The organism is Curtobacterium sp. PhB191 (genome assembly GCF_004346515.1).
In the GTDB taxonomy this organism is placed as follows: Bacteria; Actinomycetota; Actinomycetes; order Actinomycetales; family Microbacteriaceae; genus Curtobacterium.
Genome location: NZ_SMBV01000002.1, coordinates 221,189 through 241,088 on the forward strand (window position 1 = coordinate 221,189; position 19,900 = coordinate 241,088).

General features: G+C 72.9%; 15 protein-coding genes. 7 read left to right on the forward strand and 8 right to left on the reverse strand.

The genetic code is table 11. From position 1 onward, the window contains the following. Positions 1–29: 29 nt before the first annotated feature. A complete protein-coding gene (locus tag EDF48_RS04270) occupies positions 30–1,349 on the reverse strand; it encodes a CBS domain-containing protein (protein ID WP_111084991.1) in 1,320 nt (439 codons plus the stop codon). An 83-nt stretch (positions 1,350–1,432) separates the two neighbouring features. Between EDF48_RS04270 and EDF48_RS04275 the strand changes: the two genes are divergently transcribed. Next, positions 1,433–2,350 (forward strand): general stress protein, encoded by a 918-nt coding sequence (locus tag EDF48_RS04275; RefSeq protein ID WP_123938950.1) that lies wholly within the window; start codon positions 1,433–1,435, stop codon positions 2,348–2,350. A gap of 31 nt (positions 2,351–2,381) precedes the next feature. On the opposite strand, the gene EDF48_RS04280 is transcribed toward EDF48_RS04275, so the two are convergent. Both EDF48_RS04280 and EDF48_RS04285 read right to left on the reverse strand, forming a co-directional pair. Continuing rightward, positions 2,382–2,870 (reverse strand): GNAT family N-acetyltransferase, encoded by a 489-nt coding sequence (locus EDF48_RS04280; RefSeq protein ID WP_123294095.1) that lies wholly within the window; start codon positions 2,868–2,870, stop codon positions 2,382–2,384. A 9-nt stretch (positions 2,871–2,879) separates the two neighbouring features. Next, positions 2,880–4,364: an aminopeptidase P family protein gene (locus tag EDF48_RS04285; protein WP_131878359.1), complete on the reverse strand. Its 1,485-nt coding sequence runs from the start codon at positions 4,362–4,364 to the stop codon at positions 2,880–2,882. 69 nt (positions 4,365–4,433) lie between these two features. Between EDF48_RS04285 and EDF48_RS04290 the strand changes: the two genes are divergently transcribed. Next, positions 4,434–5,306, forward strand: coding sequence for a PHP domain-containing protein (locus tag EDF48_RS04290; protein ID WP_131878361.1), 873 nt, complete (start codon positions 4,434–4,436; stop codon positions 5,304–5,306). A gap of 189 nt (positions 5,307–5,495) precedes the next feature. Here the strand turns inward: EDF48_RS04290 and EDF48_RS04295 are convergent, their stop codons facing one another. Continuing rightward, on the reverse strand, positions 5,496–6,998 hold the full coding sequence (locus EDF48_RS04295; protein ID WP_131878363.1) for a DEAD/DEAH box helicase: 1,503 nt from the start codon (positions 6,996–6,998) through the stop codon (positions 5,496–5,498). A 90-nt stretch (positions 6,999–7,088) separates the two neighbouring features. Here EDF48_RS04295 and EDF48_RS04300 point away from each other — a divergent pair, with 90 nt between their 5' ends. After that, a complete protein-coding gene (locus EDF48_RS04300; RefSeq protein WP_235035842.1) occupies positions 7,089–7,805 on the forward strand; it encodes a ferritin-like fold-containing protein in 717 nt (238 codons plus the stop codon). Here EDF48_RS04300 and EDF48_RS04305 read toward each other — a convergent pair. Further along, positions 7,802–8,098 (reverse strand): hypothetical protein, encoded by a 297-nt coding sequence (locus EDF48_RS04305; protein WP_131878365.1) that lies wholly within the window; start codon positions 8,096–8,098, stop codon positions 7,802–7,804. The genes EDF48_RS04300 and EDF48_RS04305 overlap by 4 nt on opposite strands. A 4-nt stretch (positions 8,099–8,102) precedes the next feature. Then, on the reverse strand, positions 8,103–8,327 hold the full coding sequence (locus tag EDF48_RS04310) for a DUF3107 domain-containing protein (RefSeq protein WP_111084998.1): 225 nt from the start codon (positions 8,325–8,327) through the stop codon (positions 8,103–8,105). Positions 8,328–8,454: 127 nt separating this feature from the next. Between EDF48_RS04310 and EDF48_RS04315 the strand changes: the two genes are divergently transcribed. Beyond that, a complete protein-coding gene (locus EDF48_RS04315) occupies positions 8,455–11,610 on the forward strand; it encodes a UrvD/REP family ATP-dependent DNA helicase (protein ID WP_165932311.1) in 3,156 nt (1,051 codons plus the stop codon). Beyond that, positions 11,607–14,846 (forward strand): ATP-dependent DNA helicase, encoded by a 3,240-nt coding sequence (locus tag EDF48_RS04320; RefSeq protein ID WP_131878369.1) that lies wholly within the window; start codon positions 11,607–11,609, stop codon positions 14,844–14,846. The genes EDF48_RS04315 and EDF48_RS04320 overlap by 4 nt, the downstream gene beginning before the upstream one ends. A gap of 377 nt (positions 14,847–15,223) precedes the next feature. Here EDF48_RS04320 and EDF48_RS04325 read toward each other — a convergent pair whose 3' ends face one another. Beyond that, positions 15,224–16,222: a phosphotransferase gene (locus EDF48_RS04325; protein ID WP_123938945.1), complete on the reverse strand. Its 999-nt coding sequence runs from the start codon at positions 16,220–16,222 to the stop codon at positions 15,224–15,226. A gap of 129 nt (positions 16,223–16,351) precedes the next feature. On the opposite strand from EDF48_RS04325, the gene nudC reads away from it, so the two are divergent. Continuing rightward, positions 16,352–17,287: an NAD(+) diphosphatase gene (gene nudC, locus EDF48_RS04330; RefSeq protein ID WP_131878371.1), complete on the forward strand. Its 936-nt coding sequence runs from the start codon at positions 16,352–16,354 to the stop codon at positions 17,285–17,287. Beyond that, a complete protein-coding gene (locus tag EDF48_RS04335; protein WP_243698028.1) occupies positions 17,284–19,098 on the forward strand; it encodes an ATP-dependent helicase in 1,815 nt (604 codons plus the stop codon). The genes nudC and EDF48_RS04335 overlap by 4 nt, the downstream gene beginning before the upstream one ends. On the opposite strand, the gene EDF48_RS04340 is transcribed toward EDF48_RS04335, so the two are convergent. Beyond that, the gene (locus EDF48_RS04340; protein WP_131878373.1) at positions 18,989–19,846 is read right to left on the reverse strand and encodes a hypothetical protein; all 858 of its coding nucleotides are present in this window, start codon (positions 19,844–19,846) and stop codon (positions 18,989–18,991) included. The two genes, EDF48_RS04335 and EDF48_RS04340, sit on opposite strands and share 110 nt — an antisense overlap. Between the last annotated feature and the right edge of the window lie 54 nt (positions 19,847–19,900).

Genomic DNA, 19,900 nt, shown 5'->3' on the forward strand with positions numbered 1-19,900 from the left:
CGTCCGAGCGCTCGCGATCACGACGGTTCTCATCCGTTCGGGCCACGGGTGGTCCTCCTTCCCGTCGTCACGGGTGTCTTGCGCGGGCGTTGGCGTGGAAGCGGTGAGGGTTCCCCCTCGCCCTGACTTCGCCAGTCGTCCGGCAGGACGTGGTCGAGGACATCGTCGATCGTCACCACCCCGACGAGGCGGTGGGCGTCGTCGACCACGGGGACGGACAGCAGGTTGTAGGTCGCCATCACGCGGGTGACCTCGGCGGCGCTCGCGTCGACCCGGACCGGCTCGGTCTGCTGGTCGATGAGCGTGCCGAGCCGTTCGTTCGGCGGGTAGCGGAGCATGCGCTGGAAGTGCACCAGCCCGAGGAACCGACCGGTCGGCGGCTCGTACGGCGGCAGCGTGACGCACACCGCGGCGCCGAGCACCGGGGCGAGGTCGTGTCGGCGGACGAGTGCGAGCCCCTCGGCGACGGTCGCGTCGGCGGAGACGATGACGGGCTCGGTGGTCATCAGACCACCGGCGGTGTCCGGCTCGTACTCCAGGAGCATGCGGACGTCCTGCGCCTCCTCCGGCTCCATGAGCTGCAGGAGCGCTTCGCTCCGTTCGTCGGAGAACTGCGCGAGCACGTCGGCGGCGTCGTCCGGTTGCATCTGGTCGAGGACGTCGGCCGCGCGTGAGTCCTCGAGCCGCGACAAGATCTCGACGCGCTCCTGGTCGGGCATCTCCTCGAGCACGTCGGCCAGCCGGTCGTCGGGGAGTTCCTCGGCGACCTCGAACCGGCGTTCCTCCGGCAGGTCGAGCAGCGTGCTCGCCAGGTCCGCGGGGACGAGGTCGGAGTACGCCGCGATGACGTGCTCGGCGGACTGGGCCTCGCCGGGGAGCTCGTCCTCGGTGACCTCGTTCCACGTCGCAAACGTCGTCGGGCCCTTGCCGAACGGCGACGGCGTGGTCTTCGGCTTGCGGAGGAAGAGCTGCGCGACCTCCCAGTCGCCCTGCCCGCGGTCCTCGATCGCGACGTCCTCGATGGTGGCGCGGATGCGCTGGTTCTTGATGAGCACCTTGCGACCGAGCATCTCGGCGATCACCCGGACCTCGCCGCCGCGCTGCTCGAAGCGGCGCATGTTGACGAGCCCGGTGGTGATGACCTGGCCGGCGCCGATCGAGGTGATGCGGCCGACGCTGACGAAGATGCGGCGCTTGCCCGGCACCTCGACGATCAACCCCACGACGTGCGGGGGATCGGCCCGGCGGTAGACCACCAGGACGTCCCGGACCTTGCCCACGCGGTCGCCCGCGGGGTCGAAGACGGAGCACCCGGCGAGGCGGGCGACGAAGACCTTCGTGGCGCTCACCCGACCCAGCGTAGTCGGTTGCGTGCTGGCGCTTCCCCGGCGGTGCACGTGCGATTGCAAGGTGCGCGGTGAATGATGGCTGTGTGAGCAATCAGAGTCCCTTCGCCGGCAGGACCGCCCAGGCCTTCCCGACGCTGCCCAAGGGCGACGTCCTCGGCACGTACGACAGCTACCCCGATGCGCAGCGCGTCGTGGCGAAGCTCGCCGACGCCGACTTCCCGGTCAACCAGCTCTCGATCGTGGGCAACGACCTGAAGACCGTCGAGCGCGTCACCGGCAAGATGACCTACGGCCGTGCGGCGATCGCCGGAGCACTGTCCGGTCTCTGGCTCGGCATCTTCTTCGGCATCGTGCTCACCCTGTTCTCGCCGAGCTCCGGCGGCCTGATCCTCGCCGCCGCGATCATCGGCGCCGCGTTCGGCATGCTCTACGGCATCGTCTCGTTCGCGATCACCAAGCGACAGCGCGACTTCACGAGCGTCCACCAGGTGCTCGCCACGAACTACCAGATCGTCGTCAACCCGCAGCTGACCGGTCAGGCGCAGCGGATCCTGGGTGAGCACGGTGCGACGCCGTCCACGCACTGGAACGAGCAGCCCCAGCAGGGCGCTCCCGGCGCACCGGTGCAGGGACAGCAGCCGTGGCGTCCCGCCCCGCCGCAGCAGCAGTCGCCGTACGGCGGACACGCCACACCCCACCAGCAGCCAGGAGGCCCGCAGCAGCCCGGCACGTCGGCTCCCGGCGCGCAGACGGATGCGCCCACGGCGCCGGGTGCGTCGAGCGCGCCGCGGTACGGCACGAACGACGGGCCCCGGTACGGCGAGAACGCGGACCCGTCCGCTGCCGCCCCCGCCGACCGACCCACCTCGGGTGGGCCGGCGATCCCCGAGCGTCGTCCGCAGGACCCGCCGCAGTACGGCGAGCGGGTGCCCGGTGCGACGCCGCCGGCACCGTCGTCTTCGTCGACCCCGTCGTCCCCGAAGGGCGACGAGCGCGCCTGACGCCTGCGTGCTCGGGGCCGGTGTGCTCGGGCTACAGCACCTTCGAGTAGCAGATCGACAGCGGGGCGCCGACGTACGGGCCGAAGTTGGCGATGCGCGTGAAGCCCTCGCGCTCGTAGAACCCGACGGCGCGCTTCTGCTCGTTCCCCGTCTCGAGCACGAGCGCCGGTGACCCGAGGTCCAGCGCGGCCTCTTCGAGCCGACGCAGCAGCGCGGCCGCCACACCCGAGCCGCGGGACTCCGGCCGGACGTACATGCGCTTGATCTCGGTGATGCCGTCGTCGACGACCCGCAGTCCGCCGCAGGCCAGCGGAGTGCCGGCCTCGTCGCGCGCCAGGAAGAACACCGCGATGGAGTCTGCCGTCGGCTTCTCGCCGGGTTCGGTGTCGCCGCCGTAGGCACGGTCGATCTCCAGGCGCTGCGCGGCTCGGAGTCGCTGCGCGTCGGGGGAGTCGAAGTGCTCGACCTCGATCGAGAACTGCGGCGTGCGGGAGTCGGTGGAGGCGTCGGGCGTCGTCACCCGCTCAGGCTAGCGGCCGGAGCGGGCGATCCACCCCTCCACTTCCGAGGGGGTCCGGGGGATGCCGATCGACAGGTTCTCGGCCCCGTCCTCGGTGACCAGGATGTCGTCCTCGATCCGGACACCGATGCCGCGGAACTCCTCGGGCACCGTCAGGTCGTCCTGCTGGAAGTACAGACCGGGCTCGATCGTGAACACCATGCCGGGCTGCACGACGCCGTCGATGTACATCTCGCGACGGGCCTTCGCGCAGTCGTGCACGTCGAGGCCGAGGTGGTGGCTCGTGCCGTGCACCATGTAGCGGCGGTGGAACTGGTTGTCCGGCTCGAGCGACTCTTCCGCCGAGACGGGCAGGAAGCCCCACTCGGCGGTCTTGCGGGCGATGACCTCCATCGCGGTGGCGTGCACCTGGCGGAACGTGATGCCCGGCTTGACGATGGCGAACGCGGCGTCGGCCGCCTCGAGCACGGCGTCGTAGACCATGCGCTGCACGGGGGAGAACGTGCCGCTGACCGGCAGCGTGCGGGTGATGTCGGCCGTGTAGAACGAGTCGACCTCGACCCCGGCGTCGATGAGGATCAGGTCACCCGGCTGCACGGCGCCGTCGTTCCGGGTCCAGTGCAGGATGCAGGCGTGGTGGCCCGAGGCGGCGATCGTGTCGTAGCCGACCGTGTTGCCGTCTGCACGAGCCCGGCGGTTGAAGGTGCCCTCGACGATGCGCTCGCCCCGCTGGTGTGCCAGGACGGCGTCGAAGTCGGCGATCACGTCGTCGAAGCCGTGCTTCGTCGCGTCGACGGCCTTGCGGAGCTCGCCCACCTCGTACGCGTCCTTCACCAGGCGCTGCTCGGACAGGTCGCGGGCGAGGACGTCGTCGGTCGCCGGTGCGTCGTCGGTCTCCGGCGCGCCGCCGACGGCGCTGCCGAGTCGTGCGTCGAGGGTGCGGGTCAGGTCGTCGTCGGCCTCGCGCACGAGCAGCGCCGAGGCGTCGAGCCCGTCGGCGACGTCCGAGAAGGAGCCGAGGTCGGCCGTGGCCAGCCCGAGGTCGGCGGCGACGGCGTCGAGCGAGGGACGCGGGCCGACCCAGAACTCGCCGATCTCGGGGTTCGCGTAGAACTCTTCCGACTCACGACCGGCCGTGGCGCGGAAGTAGAGCGTGGCGTCGTGCCCGGAGCCGTTCGGCGTCATCACGAGGACGGAGCCGACGACCGTGTCGGTGCCCCACCCGGTCAGGTGCGCGAACGTGGAGTGCGGGCGGAAGGGGTAGTCGCAGTCGTTCGAGCGGACCTTGGCCTGCCCGGCGGGGACGACGATCGTGCGGCCCGGGTGCAGCTCGGAGATGCGGGCCCGACGCTCGGCGGCGAAGGCGGCCTGCTCGCGGGGCTCGGGGATCGTCTGCTCGCGGTCGGCCCACTGCGACCCGATGAAGTCCTTGAAGGTCGAGGACCCGGGGGTCGTGGATCGGTTGCTCGTCGCGCGGGGAGTCGTGTCGGCCATGCCCCCATCATCGCACCGCGCTGCACCGGCGTCCTGTGCGGCCCCTCACCTGTGGATAGCATTGTCGACGTGCCCGACCCGTTCATCGACCTGCACGCGCACTCGAGTGTCTCCGACGGCACCGAGCGACCCGCGGAGCTCGTCCGAGCGGCCGCGGCCGCCGGCCTGGACGCCGTCGCGCTGACCGACCACGACACGACCGCCGGCTGGGCCGACGCGTCCGGGTCCGCGCACGAGCTGCCGTTGACGCTCCTGCCGGGTCTCGAGCTCAGCACGCGCATCGGCTTCCGCAGCGTGCACGTCCTCGGCTACCTGGTCGATCCACACGACCCGGGCCTCGTCGAGGAGACCGACCGCATCCGCTCCGGCCGCCTCTCCCGCGCGCACCGCATGGTCGACCGCATCGGCGAGGACCACCCGATCACCTGGGCCGACGTCCTGGCGCAGGCGAGCCCCGGGGCCACCATCGGCCGCCCGCACATCGCCGACGCGCTCGTCGCGCGGGGCCTCGAGTCCGACCGGAGCGCGGCGTTCCGCGGCATCCTGCACCCGGCGTCCGGCTACTACGAACCGCACGAGGCGCCGTCGCCCCTGCGCGGCGTCGAACTCATCCGACAGGCGGGTGGTGTGCCGGTCATCGCGCACCCGGCAGCCTCGTCGCGGGGGATCGTCATCGACGAGCCGATGCTCCGCGACCTCGTCGACGCCGGGCTCGGCGGGCTCGAGGTCGACCACCGCGAGAACATCGCGCACGGCAAGCGCACCCTGCTCGACTGGGCGTCGCGCTACGGCCTGTTCGTCACCGGTTCGAGCGACTACCACGGCACGGGCAAGCCGAACCGGCTCGGCGAGCACCGGACGGCTCGGGTCGCGTTCGACGCCATCCTGTCCGAGGCCACCGGCAGCGCCCCCGTGGTCGGCCCCGGCTCGCGCCTGTCCTGACGCAGTCCTGACCCGTCGCGCTGTCTCACCGAAGCGACAGATCTCGCTCGGCGCGGCCTGACCCCTTCGCGAAAGCGACAGATTCCCGCCGACGGTTCGCGGCAATCTGTCGCTTTCGCGGGGGCAGTCGGCAGGTGAGGACGACGAAGGGCCCGTCGCGTCAGCGACGGACCCTTCGGTCTGGAGGCGCTACTCGCCGTCCGACGAACCCTGCGGTGCCGAGGCGGTCGCCGAGGCATCGCCGGTGCCGGCTCCGCGACGGCGGCGACGGCGGCGACGCTTCGCGGCGCCGTCGGTGGTCCCGCCCTCGGTGGCCGACGAGTCGTCGGTGGGCGCGGAGGTCGGAGCCGCGGACTCGGTGGCGGGAGCCTGCGAGGCGGGCTGCTCCGAGCCTCCTGACCGGGTGCGGCTGCGCGACCGCGAACGCGACGCGTCACGCGGACCGGAGGCCGGACGGTCGCTGCTGCGCTTCTCGGCGGGGGCACCGGCCGACGCGGCGTGCGACGAGGCACCGGGCAGACGGCCCTTGGTGCCCTTCGGGATGTCGAGTTCCTCGAACAGGTGCGGCGACGACGAGTAGGTCTCGACGGGCTCGGGGATACCGAACTCGAGGGCCTTGTCGATCAGCGTCCACTTGTGCAGGTCGTCCCAGTCGACGAACGTGACCGCGATGCCGGTCTTGCCGGCACGGCCGGTACGACCGGCGCGGTGCAGGTAGGTGTCCGGGTCGTCCGGGATCGTGTGGTTGATGACGTGCGTGACGTCGTCCACGTCGATGCCGCGGGCGGCGACGTCGGTGGCGATGAGCACATCACGCTTGCCGGCCTTGAAGGCGGCCATCGCGCGCTCGCGCTGCTCCTGGTTGAGGTCACCGTGCACCGCTGCGGCGTTGAACCCGCGGTCCTTGAGCTCCTCGACGAGCTTCGCCGCCGCACGCTTGGTGCGGGTGAAGATCACGGTCTTGCCGCGGCCCTCGGCCTGGAGGATGCGGGCGATGACCTCGTCCTTGTCCAGGGAGTGCGCGCGGTAGATGAGGTGCTTGATGTTGGCCTGCATGAGGCCCTCGTCCGGGTCGGTCGCCCGGATGTGCACCGGACGGCTCATGAACCGGCGGGCGAGGGCGACGATCGGCGCGGGCATCGTGGCCGAGAACAGCATCGTGTGCCGCACCTCGGGGATGGCCTGGAAGATGCGCTCGATGTCCGACAGGAAGCCCAGGTCGAGCATGCGGTCGGCCTCGTCGAGGACGACTTCCTGCACGTGGGACAGGTCGAGGAGTCGCTGGCGCTGCAGGTCGATGAGGCGCCCGGGCGTGCCGACGACGATCTGGGCGCCGGCCTTGAGCTGCTCGATCTGGCCCTCGTACGCCTTGCCGCCGTAGATCGCCGCGACGGTGGTCGGGCGGTTCGAGGTGGCGACCTCGAGGTCCTCGGTCACCTGGACCGCGAGTTCGCGGGTCGGGACGACGACGAGGGCCTTGACGCCGGGCGCCGGGTCGGCACCGAGGCGCTGGATGAGGGGGAGGCCGAACCCGAAGGTCTTGCCGGTACCGGTCTTGGCCTGGCCGATGATGTCCTGGCCGGTGAGGGCGAGCGGGATCGTCTGCTGCTGGATCGGGAAGGGCTCGAGGATGCCCTTGCCCGCGAGCGCGTCGACGATGTCCTGCTCGATGGAGAGGTCTGCGAAAGTCAAAGAATCACCTTAGTTCTGGTGGAAGTCCGGGCCAGTCTACCGATGGGCGGGTGGAGCGGGGCGCGAGGCGGTTCCCGCTATGCTCTCCGGGTGGTGTCGTGGTGGAACCGGAAGCGCGCGGCGCAGCTCGCAGCAGCGTGGCTCGCGTCGCGGAACCCGCGCAACGCAAGCCAGGTCAAGCGTCTGGCGCTCGACGACGTCACCCCCGAGCTCGACGTCTACCTGGGCCAGGCCGCGTACCTGCAGCTCTCCGTCTACGAGACGATGGGTCGTGCCGGTGCCTCGGCGCCGACGCTGTCCGGTCGCCTGGTGACGGGTGTGCTCGCGACGACGGCGCTCGACCGGCACCGCACGATCGTCGCCGAGATCGAACGCAACGGGTCGGACCCGGCGGAACTGATGGCGCCGCACCGCGAGGCGATCGACCGGTTCCTCGAGCGCACGAGCGGCGCCGACTGGTACGAGTCGATGCTGACCGGCTACGTCACGGCCGGCATCCTGAACGACCTGTTCGGCAACCTGCTGCGGTCGCTGCCGAACGACGTGCGGCAGCGGTTGCGCTCCGTGTTCGACGCGCGTGAGGAACCCGCGGTCGTCGAGGAACTGACCGCCCGCATCGAGGACGACCCCGAGGTCGGTTCGCGCTTGGCGATGTGGGGCCGGCGTCTGGTCGGCGACACCCTGCTCGTGGCGCGGTCGGCACTGGCGTCGCACGCGCGCGAGGACCAGGAGCGGCTCGAGCCGGTCTGGACCGAACTGATCGCGGCGCACACCCGTCGGATGGACGCGCTCGGCCTGACGGCTTAGGCCCCGCGGGCCTTGAGTCGTTCGTAGTACTCGAGGTCGCTCTTGTCGCGGCGCGTCCCGAGCAGCCACTCGACGACCAGGGCGACGACGCCCGCACCGACCAGGGCCACGACCCAGATCCAGGTGGCGTCGTACCGCCACCCGGCCCAGGTCAGCGCCTCCCACAGCACGGCAGCGGCGATGCCGCCCACGGCGGGCCCGATCAGGACGCCACGACTGGCGCGCCAGGGCAGGACCACGTGCGCGATCCCGCCGATGATCAGGCCGCCGAGGACGGCGAAGAGCAGTTCCACGTCGTCAGGCGACGAAGCCGATGCGGCGTGCCTCTTCCGCGCCGACCTCGACGTACGCCAGGGCGGCGACCGGAACGATGAAGCGACGGCCCTTCTCGTCCTGGAGCGACAGGTGCGTCGCCTTCGACGCGAGGGCCTCAGACACGGCCTTCTCGATCTCGTCGGCGGTCTGGGCGGTCTCGAACGCGATCTCGCGCGGGCTGTTGATGATGCCGATCTTGATGTCCACGAGCACAGCGTATCCGAGCGGTCGCGGAGGACATCGGACGTTCGCCGCGGGCGCACTCTGCGGCCCGGGTGCGCGCCGCGCCCGCGTCAGGCCGGGTGGTGTCGGCGGTCGTGGGTACCGTACGAGCGTGCCGCAGACCACGCTGACGCCAGCCCCCGCAGACGTCGGCGTCGCACGCGCCCTGGTCGACGACCCGTCCCAGACCGCCGTGCTCGCGCTGCCCGACGGCCGGCACGCGGCGGTCATCGGCGCTCCCGGCACGGGCAAGACGACCACGCTCGCCCGGCTCGTCGCCGACCGGTTGCGCCGACCGGACGCGATCAGCCCCGACGGGCACGCCACCGTGCTCGCGCTGACCTCGTCGCGGACCGCTGCCACCGCCCTGCGTGACCGCCTCGCCGCCGCCGTCGACCGCGTGGTGCCCGGAGCCCTCGCCCGGACCGTGAACTCGTTGGCCTTCCAGATCGTCGCGCACGCCGCCGCGGTCCAGGGGCAGGAAGCGCCCACGCTGCTGACCGGTGGCGAGCAGGACCGCATCATCGCCGACCTGCTCGCCGGTCACGAGCTCGACGGCACCGGTCCGGCCTGGCCCGAACCCATCACCGCGGTGGTGCGCGAGCGCGCCGGGTTCCGGACCGCGCTGCGCGACGTCATGATGCGTGCGGTCGCGGCGGGCGTCGAGCCCGAGGACATGCGCGAGCTCGGCGACGAGGGCGGTCGACCCGAGTGGCGGGCCGTCGGTGACTTCGTCGACGAGTACCGGGCCTCGGTCACCGCGTTCCGCGCGACCAGCCTCGACTCCGGCGAGCTCGTCGCGTTCGCCACCGCCGCCGTGCTGCGCGGGGAACTCCCGGCGAGCATCGCCGCCCTCGGACTCATCGTGGTCGACGACACCCAGGAACTCGTCGAGGGCGAGGTGGCACTGCTCGGTGCGCTCGCCCGGTCCGGCGTGCAGGTCGTCGCGTTCGGCGACCCGGACATCGCCGCCTCGGCGTTCCGCGGGGCCGAACCGGACGTGCTCGGGCGCCTGGCCGTGCGGCTCGGCGTGGACCGCGTCGACGAACTCTTCCTCGGCACCGTGCACCGGTACCCCGCGCCGATCCGGTCGTTGGTCTCCGGGATCACGGGGCGCATCGGCACGGCAGCGGCCGGTCGGCAGCGCGCGGCGGCGGCGAGTGACGAGGACGCCCGAGCCGACGCCGTCGTGCACCTCGAGGCGGCGAGCCGGTCGGCGCTGCTGGTGGCCGTCGCCCGACGGCTCCGGGAGCACCGCCTGCTCGACGGTGTGCCGTGGCACCGGATGGCCGTCGTCACCCGCAGCGGCGCCGCGATCCCCGAGCTCGTGCGTGCGCTCTCGGTGGCCGAGGTCCCTGCGACCGCCGGTGCCGCGCCCGTCCGCCCCCGTGACGACTCCGCGGCACGGGCGCTGCTCGACGCCGCGGCGGTCGCCCTCGGGGTCCTGCCCCTCGACGCCGCCCTGGCCACGGCGTTCGCCACCGGGCCGCTCGGCGGACTCGACACCCTGGCGATGCGCCGCCTGCGGCTCGCCCTGCGGCGCGAAGAGCTCGCCGGCGACGGCACCCGCACGGCCGACGAACTCCTGATCGACGCGCTCGGTGCCCCGGAGCGTCTGGCCACGGTCGACGCCGGCTTCGCCAGACGGGCGACCCGTCTCGCACGCAGTCTGGTGCAGGCACACGCCGACGCCGAGGGCGGATCGAGCATCGAGGAGATCCTCTGGGGCCTGTGGGAGCGCAGCGGCCTCGCGAAGTCGTGGGGTGGGCAGTCCGCAGCCGGCGGGGTCGGAGCCGGCGAAGCGGACCGGCACCTCGACGCCGTCGTCGGCCTGTTCACCGCCGCCAAGCGGTTCGTCGAACGCACCCCGGACGCCCCGGCCCGGGTGTTCGTCGACGACCTGCTCGGCGCCGACCTGCCCGAGGACTCCATCGGCCCCGACCGCACCGCCGGCCGGGTCCGGGTGCTCACCCCCTCGGCGACGATCGGACTCGAGTGCGACGTCGTCGTGGTGCTCGGACTGCAGGACGGCGTGTGGCCCAACACCCGGGTGCGCGGCAGTCTGCTCGACCCGGACGGCCTGGTCCGTGCGGCGTCGGGGGCCGAGCGTTCGCCGATCGACGACCGCGCCGCGGTGGTCGCCGACGAGCTCCGCCTGTTCGCCCGCGCCGTCTCCCGCGCGACCACGCAGGTCGTGATCGGCACCGTCGCCAACGACGACGAGTCCCCGTCGCCGTTCGTCCGCCTGGTGCCGGTGCCGCCGGACCGGCAGCCGACCGTGCACCCGCTGTCCCTGCGCGGACTGGCCGGGTCCCTGCGACGTCGGGTCGTCCTGTCCGGCGACCACGATGCCGCCTCGGCGCTCGCCCGACTGGCCGAGGCCGAGGTCCCCGGGGCCGCACCGGACGACTGGTACGGCCTCGCCGAGCCCACCACCGACGAGCCGCTGGTCGACCTCGACGCCGAGCCGGTGCCCGAGGTCGAGGGCGGCGAACCCGTCGCCCCGACCGTGTCCGTCTCGCCGTCGCGCATCGGCACGTTCGAGGATTGCCCGGTGCACTGGTTCGTGCAGACCTTCGGCGGCGGTGCGCCGAGTCCGGCGATGGGGATCGGCACGATCGTGCACGAGGCGATGGAGCACGCGACCGAGATCGACGTCGAGTCGCTGTGGGAACGGGTCGAGGCCCGGTGGGACGAACTGACCTTCGAGTCGCCGTGGGTGGCCGATCGGGAACGCGCGCGCACCCGCCGCATGATCGAGGGGCTCAGCGACTACCTGCGGACCTTCGCGGGCGCTGGCCGCCGGTTGCTCGGCGCCGAGACCTCGTTCGCCCTGGTCACCGGCCCCGCCCGGATGCGCGGCAGCATCGACCGCATCGAGGTCGACCCCGAGGGCCGTGTCAGCGTCGTGGACCTCAAGACCGGACGCTCGATGCCGAGCGAGAAGAACGACATGCCGGAGCACCCGCAGCTCGGTGCGTACCAGCTGGCGATCGAGGACGGCGCGGTCGAGGGCGTTCCAGCCGGCTCGGCCATGACGGACGCCCGACTCGTGTTCGTGCAGAACCCCCGCGGCGGGCAGGCCTACTCGGAGCGCACCCAGCACGCGTTCGACGCCGAGGCGCGCGACGCCTACCGGGAGCGCCTGCACGGGGTCGCGCGCGGCATGGCCGGACGGACCTTCCTGGCGAACGTGGACGACCACTGCGAGAAGGCCCGGACCGGCGTCGAGTGCCGCATCCACGTGGTCTCGGAGGTGACCTGGTGACCGACACGACCGACACGACTGACGTCCTCGTTGCGCCTGTGGTCCGGCACGACGCCGACGCCATCGCCGACGCCCTCGGCCGCCCGCGCCCGACCGCACAGCAGCGCGCCGTCATCGAGTCCCCGCTCACCCCCGCCCTGGTCGTCGCCGGAGCCGGCAGCGGCAAGACCGAGACGATGGCGTCGCGGGTGGTCTGGCTGCTCGCGAACGGCATGGTCCGCCCCGACGAGGTCCTCGGCCTGACCTTCACCCGCAAGGCCGCCGGCGAGCTCTCGGTGCGCATCAACGACCGCATCCGTGCACTCGAGGACGTCGGTCTGATCACCCCGGGCGACGCCTTCGAAGCGCCCACCGTGTCGACCTACAACGCGTTCGCGAACGCCGTCTTCCGCGAGAACGCCCTGCTCGTCGGCCGCGACGGGGAGTCCCAGGTCCTGACCGAACCGTCCGCCTGGCAGCTGGCCCGCCGCGTCGTGGTGGCCGCGCGTGACGACCGACTGGCCGGACTCGACCGCGACGTCGACACGCTCACGGCGGCCGTCGTGGCGCTCGCCGGGGCCACGTCCGAGCACCTCGTCGAACCCGAGGACCTCCGCCGGTTCGCCGTCGAGTTCTCCGACCTGCTCGAACTGCCCGGCAACCGTGGCAAGCCGTACAAGGCGATCACCGACGCCGTCGCTGCGATCGGTGCGCTGGAGCCCCTGGCCGACCTGGTCGCGGAGTTCCGGCGGCAGAAGGTCGACCGCGGCTTCGTCGAGTTCTCCGACCAGATCGCCCTGGCGCTCGCCGCGGCCGAGTCCGCGCCGCGGGTGGTCACGGACCTGCGGCAGCGGTTCGGCGTCGTGCTGCTCGACGAGTACCAGGACACCTCGGTGGTGCAGACCCGGTTCCTCGCCCGGCTGTTCCGCGGGCACTCGGTGATGGCCGTGGGCGACCCGCACCAGTCGATCTACGGGTTCCGCGGTGCGAGCGCCGCGAACCTCGCACGCTTCCCGCACGACTTCGGCGGCACCGAGCCGGATGCGGTCCGGCCCGTGACGTTCGTGCTGTCGACGAGCTGGCGGAACCCGGTCGACGTCCTCGCGGGGGCGAACGCGATCGTGGCGCCGCTGTCCGAGGCATCCGAGGTCGACGTCGAGCGCCTGTCACCGCGACCCGGTGCGGACGCCGGGTCGGTCCGAGCGGTGTTCCCGGAGACCCTGCCGGAAGAGGCCGACGAGGTCGCCGCGTGGTTCCAGGGCCACCGGAAGCGGAACCCGACCGGGTCGATGGCCCTGCTGCTCCGTGCCCGCAAGGACCTGGCGTCGTTCACCGCGGCGCTCGGGGCGCGTGCTGTGCCCTTCCACGTGCTCGGCACCGGCGGCCTGCTGCAGCGCCCCGAGATCGTGGACCTGGTCGCGTGCCTCCGGGTGCTGCACGACCCGGCTGCCGGCAACGACCTCATCCGGTTGCTCGCGGGTGCCCGGTGGCGGGTGGGCGCGGCGGACGTCGTCGCCCTCCACCACCTCGCGCGGTGGCTGTTCCAGCGCGACCACACCCAGCAGCGGCTCGACGACGAACTGACGGCGGCGTTCCGCGCCTCGGTGGCCGCGGGGGAGCACGGTTCGATCGTCGACGCCCTGGACTTCGTGGCGACCGCACCGGACGAGCACGGCGCGCTCGAGGGCATCACGCCCGCCGGCCGGAGCCGGATGCGGGCGCTCGGCACGCAGCTCGCGATGCTGCGGTCGCGGGCCGGCAGCGACCTGGTCGACTTCGTGACGCTCGTGGTGCAGGAGATGCGGCTCGACATCGAGGTCGCGGCGCACGAGCAGGGCAGCGGGGCGTACCTCGACGCCTTCATCGACGAGCTCGCCGGGTTCGTGTCCACCGACGACCGTGCCGACCTCGGGTCGTTCCTGGGGTGGATCGACGCAGCCGCCCGTCGTGACGACATGGGCCCGCGCTCCGAGGAACCCGAAGCCGGCACGGTCCAGATCCTGACGATCCACGGGTCGAAGGGCCTCGAGTGGGACGCCGTCGCGGTGCCGCGCATGGTCGAGGGCGGCCTGCCCGCGCGGCCGCAGGAGGGCTCGTCCGGGTGGCTCGGCTTCGGCCGTCTGCCGTACGAGTTCCGGGGGGACGGCGCCGAGCTGCCGAGCCTGGCGTGGCGCGGGCAGGAGACTCAGAAGGACGTCACGACCGCGATCGACGCCTTCAAGGAGCAGGTGAAGGCCCGCAACGAGGACGAGGAACGCCGACTCACGTACGTCGCGCTGACCCGTGCCCGCCACGACCTGCTCGTGTCCGGTTCGTTCTGGGCCGGCGGCGTGCGCCCCACCGAGCCGAGCCGGTACCTGCACGACCTGGTCGAGGCCGGGGTCGTCGACGGCACCGCGATCCCGGAGACCACCGTGCACGACGAGAACCCCCTCGGCGAGGACGGCGCCCAGCAGCTCTGGCCGCACGTGCCGTTCGGGCAGCGGGCGCCCCGGGTGCTGGCGGCGGCCGAGCGGGTCCGGAACGCCAACCCCGGTGCCTCCGGCCGGTACGCGGCCGACATCGACCTGCTGCTCGCCGAACGACGCGCGACCCGGAACGCGAAGCACGCGGTCGTGGTCCCGCACCGCGTGCCGGCCTCCGGCTTCAAGGACTACCTCACCGAGCCGGACAAGGTGGCCGAACGCCTGCGGCGGCCGATGCCGGAGCGTCCGTACCGAGCGACCCGGCTCGGCACGCTCTTCCACCAGTGGGTGGAGCAGCGTGCCCGGACGGGCGGGTCGCTCGAGACGCTCGACGTGTGGGGCGACGAGCTCGACCTCGACGCCGACGACCTGGTCGACGCCTCGCCGGACGCTGTGGTCACGGACGACGACGCCCGACGGCTGGCGGACTTCCAGGCCACCTTCGCCCGCTCACGGTGGGCCGGCCGCACGCCGGTCGAGGTCGAGCGGGAGATCCACATCCCGTTCCTCGGGCACAGCGTCGTCTGCAAGCTCGACGCCGTCTACGAGATCGACGGGCGTGCCGAGGTCGTCGACTGGAAGACGGGCAAGGCACCGTCCGGTGCCGACGACCTGGCCCGACGGACGCTGCAGCTCGCCCTGTACCGGGTGGCGTACGCCGAGTTCACCGGTCGACCGCTCGACCAGGTCGACGCCGTGTTCTACTTCGTCGCGGACGACCTCGAGGTCCGTCCGACCGAGCTGCTGGACCGTGCTGGACTCGAGCGCGCCTGGACGGCCGCGATCGGCTGACGGACGAGGGGTCGCGACACCCCGCGGCGTGCACGGCGCACCGGTCACAGGCCGTCAGTGCGCGGCTCGACGGCCGACGGCTCGCGGCCGGTCGGTGCTCGGAGGGCGGGGAGTCGTGACGGCTCGGGGCCGGACGCGGGCGGGGAGCGCGCCGCGCCCCAGCCGGCCACCCGGGAGGCCCGGTGCCGGTCTCGCGGACCGGCACCGGGCCTCCAGGCAGTCGCGCCCACCGCCCAGCGCGACCGCCACTGGTCACGACAGCCCGTCGGCGGCTGCGGACCGGTCGTGGACGGTCGCTCGAACGCGGGGCGGACGACGTTGCGTGACCGCTCGGCAGAGGTCAGCGCGGCGCACGAGCCGGAACGTCGGAGCGGAGATCAGCCGTGTCGGCGTTCGGTCGACGACAGCAACTGCTCGACCTCGCCGATCTCCATCGTCTCGGGGGACACCGACTGCAGCGGCTCCGCGCTCGGCGCGTGCACCGCGTCGACCAGCCGGTGCATCATCGCGACCGCGTCGTCGACGACCTCGGTGCTCTTCGCCTGGACGCCGTGCAGCAGCCAGTGCGCCGTCTCGAGTTCGTGGTGCACCCGGGCGCGCTGTGCGAGCTGACGGTCGCGTCCGCCGCCGTTCGCCTCGTAGGCGCTCAGGACGGTGTCGAAGGCGTCGCGTCGGCCGGCGAGCACCCAGGCGAGGTCCTTCGCCGGGTCTCCGAGTCGGAGCTCGCCCCAGTCGAGGATCCCGCTGACGGAGTCGCCGTCGACGAGCAGCACGCCGGTGCCGATCGATCCGTGCACGACGGTGGGGGTGAACTGCCACAGCTGCTGGTCGCGCGCGGCACCCTCCCACCGTTCGACCAGGGCGGCGGGCACGAGCTTGGTGGCGACGGCGCGGTCCATCACGGACACGGCGGAGCGCAGCACCTCGAACGGGGTGAGCGACGGCAGGCCGGCGTCCGAGACGAAGCTCGTCGGCAGCTGGTGGATCGCGGCGAGGGCGCGGCCGACGCTCGTGGCGAGCTCGGGGCGCTCGGCGAACGACGCGAGCGTCGGGTGCGCGCCCGGCAGCCGGGTGGTGACGATGGCGCGGGTCGATCCGATCGGCGCCTGACCGCGGTACTCGGCCACACCGAACGGGAGGCGCGTGCGGATCCCGGCGCTCAGCGCACGGATCGCGACGAGGTCGGCCGACTGCCGGGCTTCCGCCCGCTGGTTCCGGGGACGTCGGATGACCGTCAGGGCGCCGTCGGCGTCGCGGAGGAGAGCCGACTCGTAGTCGCCGGCCGCGGCCGAGCCGAGCGTGCGCGTGCCCGTGACGACGAGACCGGGCACGGCCGTCGTCGCCAACGCGGCTAGAGTGAACTGGGATCCCGCCATGCCCCTCAGGGTAGGTGCGTGACGCCTGCACCGGTGCACGCCACGCTGTTCCCGAAGCCTTCCCAGTACGCCTTGCCGCACGCCCCGCCCGCAGGCCTCGCCTGCACCTGAACCGAGGAGCCCTCTGCCGTGACCGTCGAGTTCGCCTCCCGGCTCCCGCTGTCCCGCAACGAACTCGACCGCGACGCCGAGTTCCGCACGACGCCGGACCTCGACCGGGTCCTGCGCGAGGACTCCGCGACCCGGTACCTGCCGGTGCACGGCTCGGAGATGCTCCGGAACGCCGACGGCACCCTGCGGTTCGTGACCGCGGCCGACGTGCCGGACGGCACCGTGACGCTGTACCTCGGCCGCGCCGTGTCCGACGGTGCAGACGCCCCCGCCGGCACCCGCTTCGTCGCGGCCCTCGTCGACGACGCCACCGCGTCGGCCATCGAACCGTCCGACGACGCGTGGGAGAGCCTGCGCATGTTCGGCACCGAGCTGTCCCCGCGCGACCAGGGCCTGGCGGTCGAGGCCGTGGCGATGGCGAACTGGCACGCCGTCCACGGCTTCTCGCCCCGCACCGGGTCCGCGACCGACGTCGTCACCGGCGGGTGGGTGCGCCGCGACCCTGAAGGACACGAGCACTTCCCGCGTACCGACGCCGCGATCATCGTCGGTGTCGTCGACGCCGACGACCGCATCCTGCTCGGCTCGAACGCCGCGTGGGACGCCAACCGCTACTCGCTGCTCGCCGGGTTCGTCGAACCGGGGGAGTCGCTCGAGGACGCCGTCCGCCGCGAGGTCTTCGAGGAGTCCGGCGTGCACGTCGAGGAGCCCGAGTACCTCGGCTCGCAGCCGTGGCCGTTCCCCGCGTCGCTGATGGTCGGCTTCCGTGCCCGCGCAGTGGACGGCGACCCGTCCACTGCCCGGCCCGACGGCGTCGAGATCCTCGACGTGCGCTGGTTCTCGCGCGAGGACATCCGGGAGCGCGCGGGGGACACCCTGCTGCTGCCCGGTCGGACCTCGATCGCCCGCGCCATCATCGAGGAGTGGTACGGCGGGCCGCTGGACCTGCCGTGAGCAGTGCTGGTGGTGGGCCGGTGCCGGCTGGCGCTGGTCCGGGCGGTTCGGCCGGTTCGGCCGGTTCTGCCGGTTCGGCCGGTTCGGCCGAGGTCCGTCCGCCGTCGCCCGATGAACTCCTCGCCGCCCTCGACACCGAGCAGCGCACCGTCGCCCGGACCCTGCTGGGCCCCGTCGTGGTCCTGGCGGGCGCCGGCACCGGTAAGACCCGTGCGATCACCCACCGCATCGCCTACGGCGTCGCGACCGGCACCTACGCACCGAACCACGTCCTCGCGCTGACGTTCACCACCCGCGCCGCCGGGGAGCTGCGGTCGCGGCTGCGCTCGCTCGGCGCCGGCACGGTGCAGGCGCGGACCTTCCACGCCGCGGCGATGGCGCAGCTCAGCTACTTCTGGCCGGACACCGTCGGCGGGCACGCGCCGAAGATCGTCGAGTCCAAGGGCCGGATGATCGCGCACGCCGCGGACACCGTCGGGATGTCGGTCGACACCCCGGTGCTGCGCGACCTGGCCGCCGAGGTCGAGTGGCGCAAGGTGCAGATGCTCTCGCTCGAGGAGTACGAGGCCGCCGCCGCCGAACGGGTGATGCCGCGCGACACCTCGCCCCGCCGGGTGATCGACCTGATGAAGGCCTACGAGCGCCTGAAGGACGACCGCCGACAGCTCGACTTCGAGGACGTCCTGCTCGCCACGCTCGGCATGGTCGAGTCGGAGCCGCGGGTGGCGTCCTACGTGCGGCAGCAGTACCGGTTCTTCGTGGTCGACGAGTACCAGGACGTCTCGCCCGTGCAGCACGACCTGCTGCGGGCCTGGCTCGGTGGCCGCGACGACCTGTGCGTCGTCGGCGACGCCAGCCAGACGATCTACTCGTTCGCCGGTGCGTCGAGCGACTACCTGCTCGGCTTCGGCTCGGAGTTCCCCCGCGGATCGGTCGTGCGACTCGAGCGGAACTACCGCTCCACCCGCGAGGTCGTGCACGCCGCCAACGCCCTGATGCGCGGGCAACCGGGTGCGCTCGACCTGGTCGCGCAGACGCAGGAGCCCGGTCCGGACCCGGTCGTCGTGCCGTGCGTGCACGACGGCGACGAGGCCCAGACCATCGCCCGGCGCATCGCGGAACTCGTCGCCGGCGGAGCGTCGTACGGCGACTGCGCGGTGCTGTTCCGCGTCGGCGCCCAGTCCGCGGCCCTCGAGTCCGCGCTCGGCCGCAACGGCATCCCCTACCGGGTGCAGGGCGGCACGCGCTTCTTCAACCGGCCCGAGGTCAAGCTCGCGGTGCACCACATGCGCGGCGAGGCGATCCGGCAGACCGACGACGAACTGACCCGCCGTGTCCGCCTCGTGCTGCAGGTCAGCGGGTGGACGTCGACCGCCCCCGAGGGCACCGGCGCCGTCCGCGAGCAGTGGGAAGCCCTGCAGGCGATCATGGGCCTGGCCGAGGACGCCCCTGCCGGCACGACCATGCAGCAGTTCACCCAGGACCTGGTGGACCGTGCCGCGACCCACCACGAGCCCGAGGTCGACGCCGTGACCCTGGCGACCCTGCACTCGTCCAAGGGGCTCGAGTGGCCGAACGTGGTCATCGCCGGTGCCGCCGAGGGACTCCTGCCGATCTCACACGCCACCACCGACACCGAGGTGGACGAGGAACGTCGCCTGTTCTACGTCGGCCTGACCCGCGCCCGGCGGACCGTGACGATCACGTGGTCGAGACAGGGTTCCACGCGTGGGGGAGCCCGCGCTCCGAGTCGGTTCCTGGCAGCGCTCGGCACGCGCACCGCGGATGGAGCGGCACCGACCACCGGCTGACGGCCAGGTCGTCGCGGTCGAACACCACCTGGTCCGGGTCGGCGCGTTGCGACCGGAGCGGCAGGCGCCGCACGAGCAGCCGGGTGGTGGCCGCGGCCACCGCGGCGGACCGCCACGGTGACAGCGGCGACGGTGGTCGTCCCCACAGCTGCGACGCGATCGCCGGCCACGCCGGGTCGTCGTCCACGCGTGCGAACTCGGCGCACTGGAGGCACGGGCCGGCCCCCGGGACCACGAACGGCCCGAGGCGGATGCGGCCGTCGCCCACCACGACCGCCAGGTGCGGCACGCCCCTGCGGGTCCAGGCGGCGCGGAGCGCCGGGTCGACGACGTGGTCGGCGACCACCACGGCGAGCCGGGGTTCGTGCTCCGGCAGGTCGACGGGGCCGCCCGGCGGGGACGAGGTCCGGGCGACGGTCACGCCCTCGCCGGACAGGTGTGCCGCGATCGTGTCCGCCAACCCGCCGGCGCCGTGCACCTCGACCCGTTCGAGCGGTTCGGGCAGGACGTCGATCACGGCGGGGGATGCCGCACCGAGCACGCGCGCGGCGACGTCCGGTGGGCAGCCCGAGGTGACGGCGAGGCCGCTCAGCGCTTCGCGCCCCGTCTCACGCCGCAGTGCACTGAGGAACCGTTCCTCGCCCGTGGTCGGGACGTCGACGACGGCACGAGGCGGATCGACCCCGAGCTGCACCGTCGTCGGGTCGCGCCAGACGAACTCGAGTGTCGGATCGATGCGGATGCCCATGACCCCACGGTGCCCGAGTCGGGGGCACGCGTGGGGCCGGGTGGTGGATCTGTG

Bases quoted from the DNA above. Each gene is read 5' to 3' on its own strand.
- EDF48_RS04285 (WP_131878359.1), bottom strand. From the start codon at position 4,364: ATGGCCGACACGACTCCCCGCGCGACGAGCAACCGATCCACGACCCCC.
- EDF48_RS04340 (WP_131878373.1), bottom strand. From the start codon at position 19,846: ATGGGCATCCGCATCGATCCGACACTCGAGTTCGTCTGGCGCGACCCG.
- EDF48_RS04325 (WP_123938945.1), bottom strand. From the start codon at position 16,222: ATGGCGGGATCCCAGTTCACTCTAGCCGCGTTGGCGACGACGGCCGTG.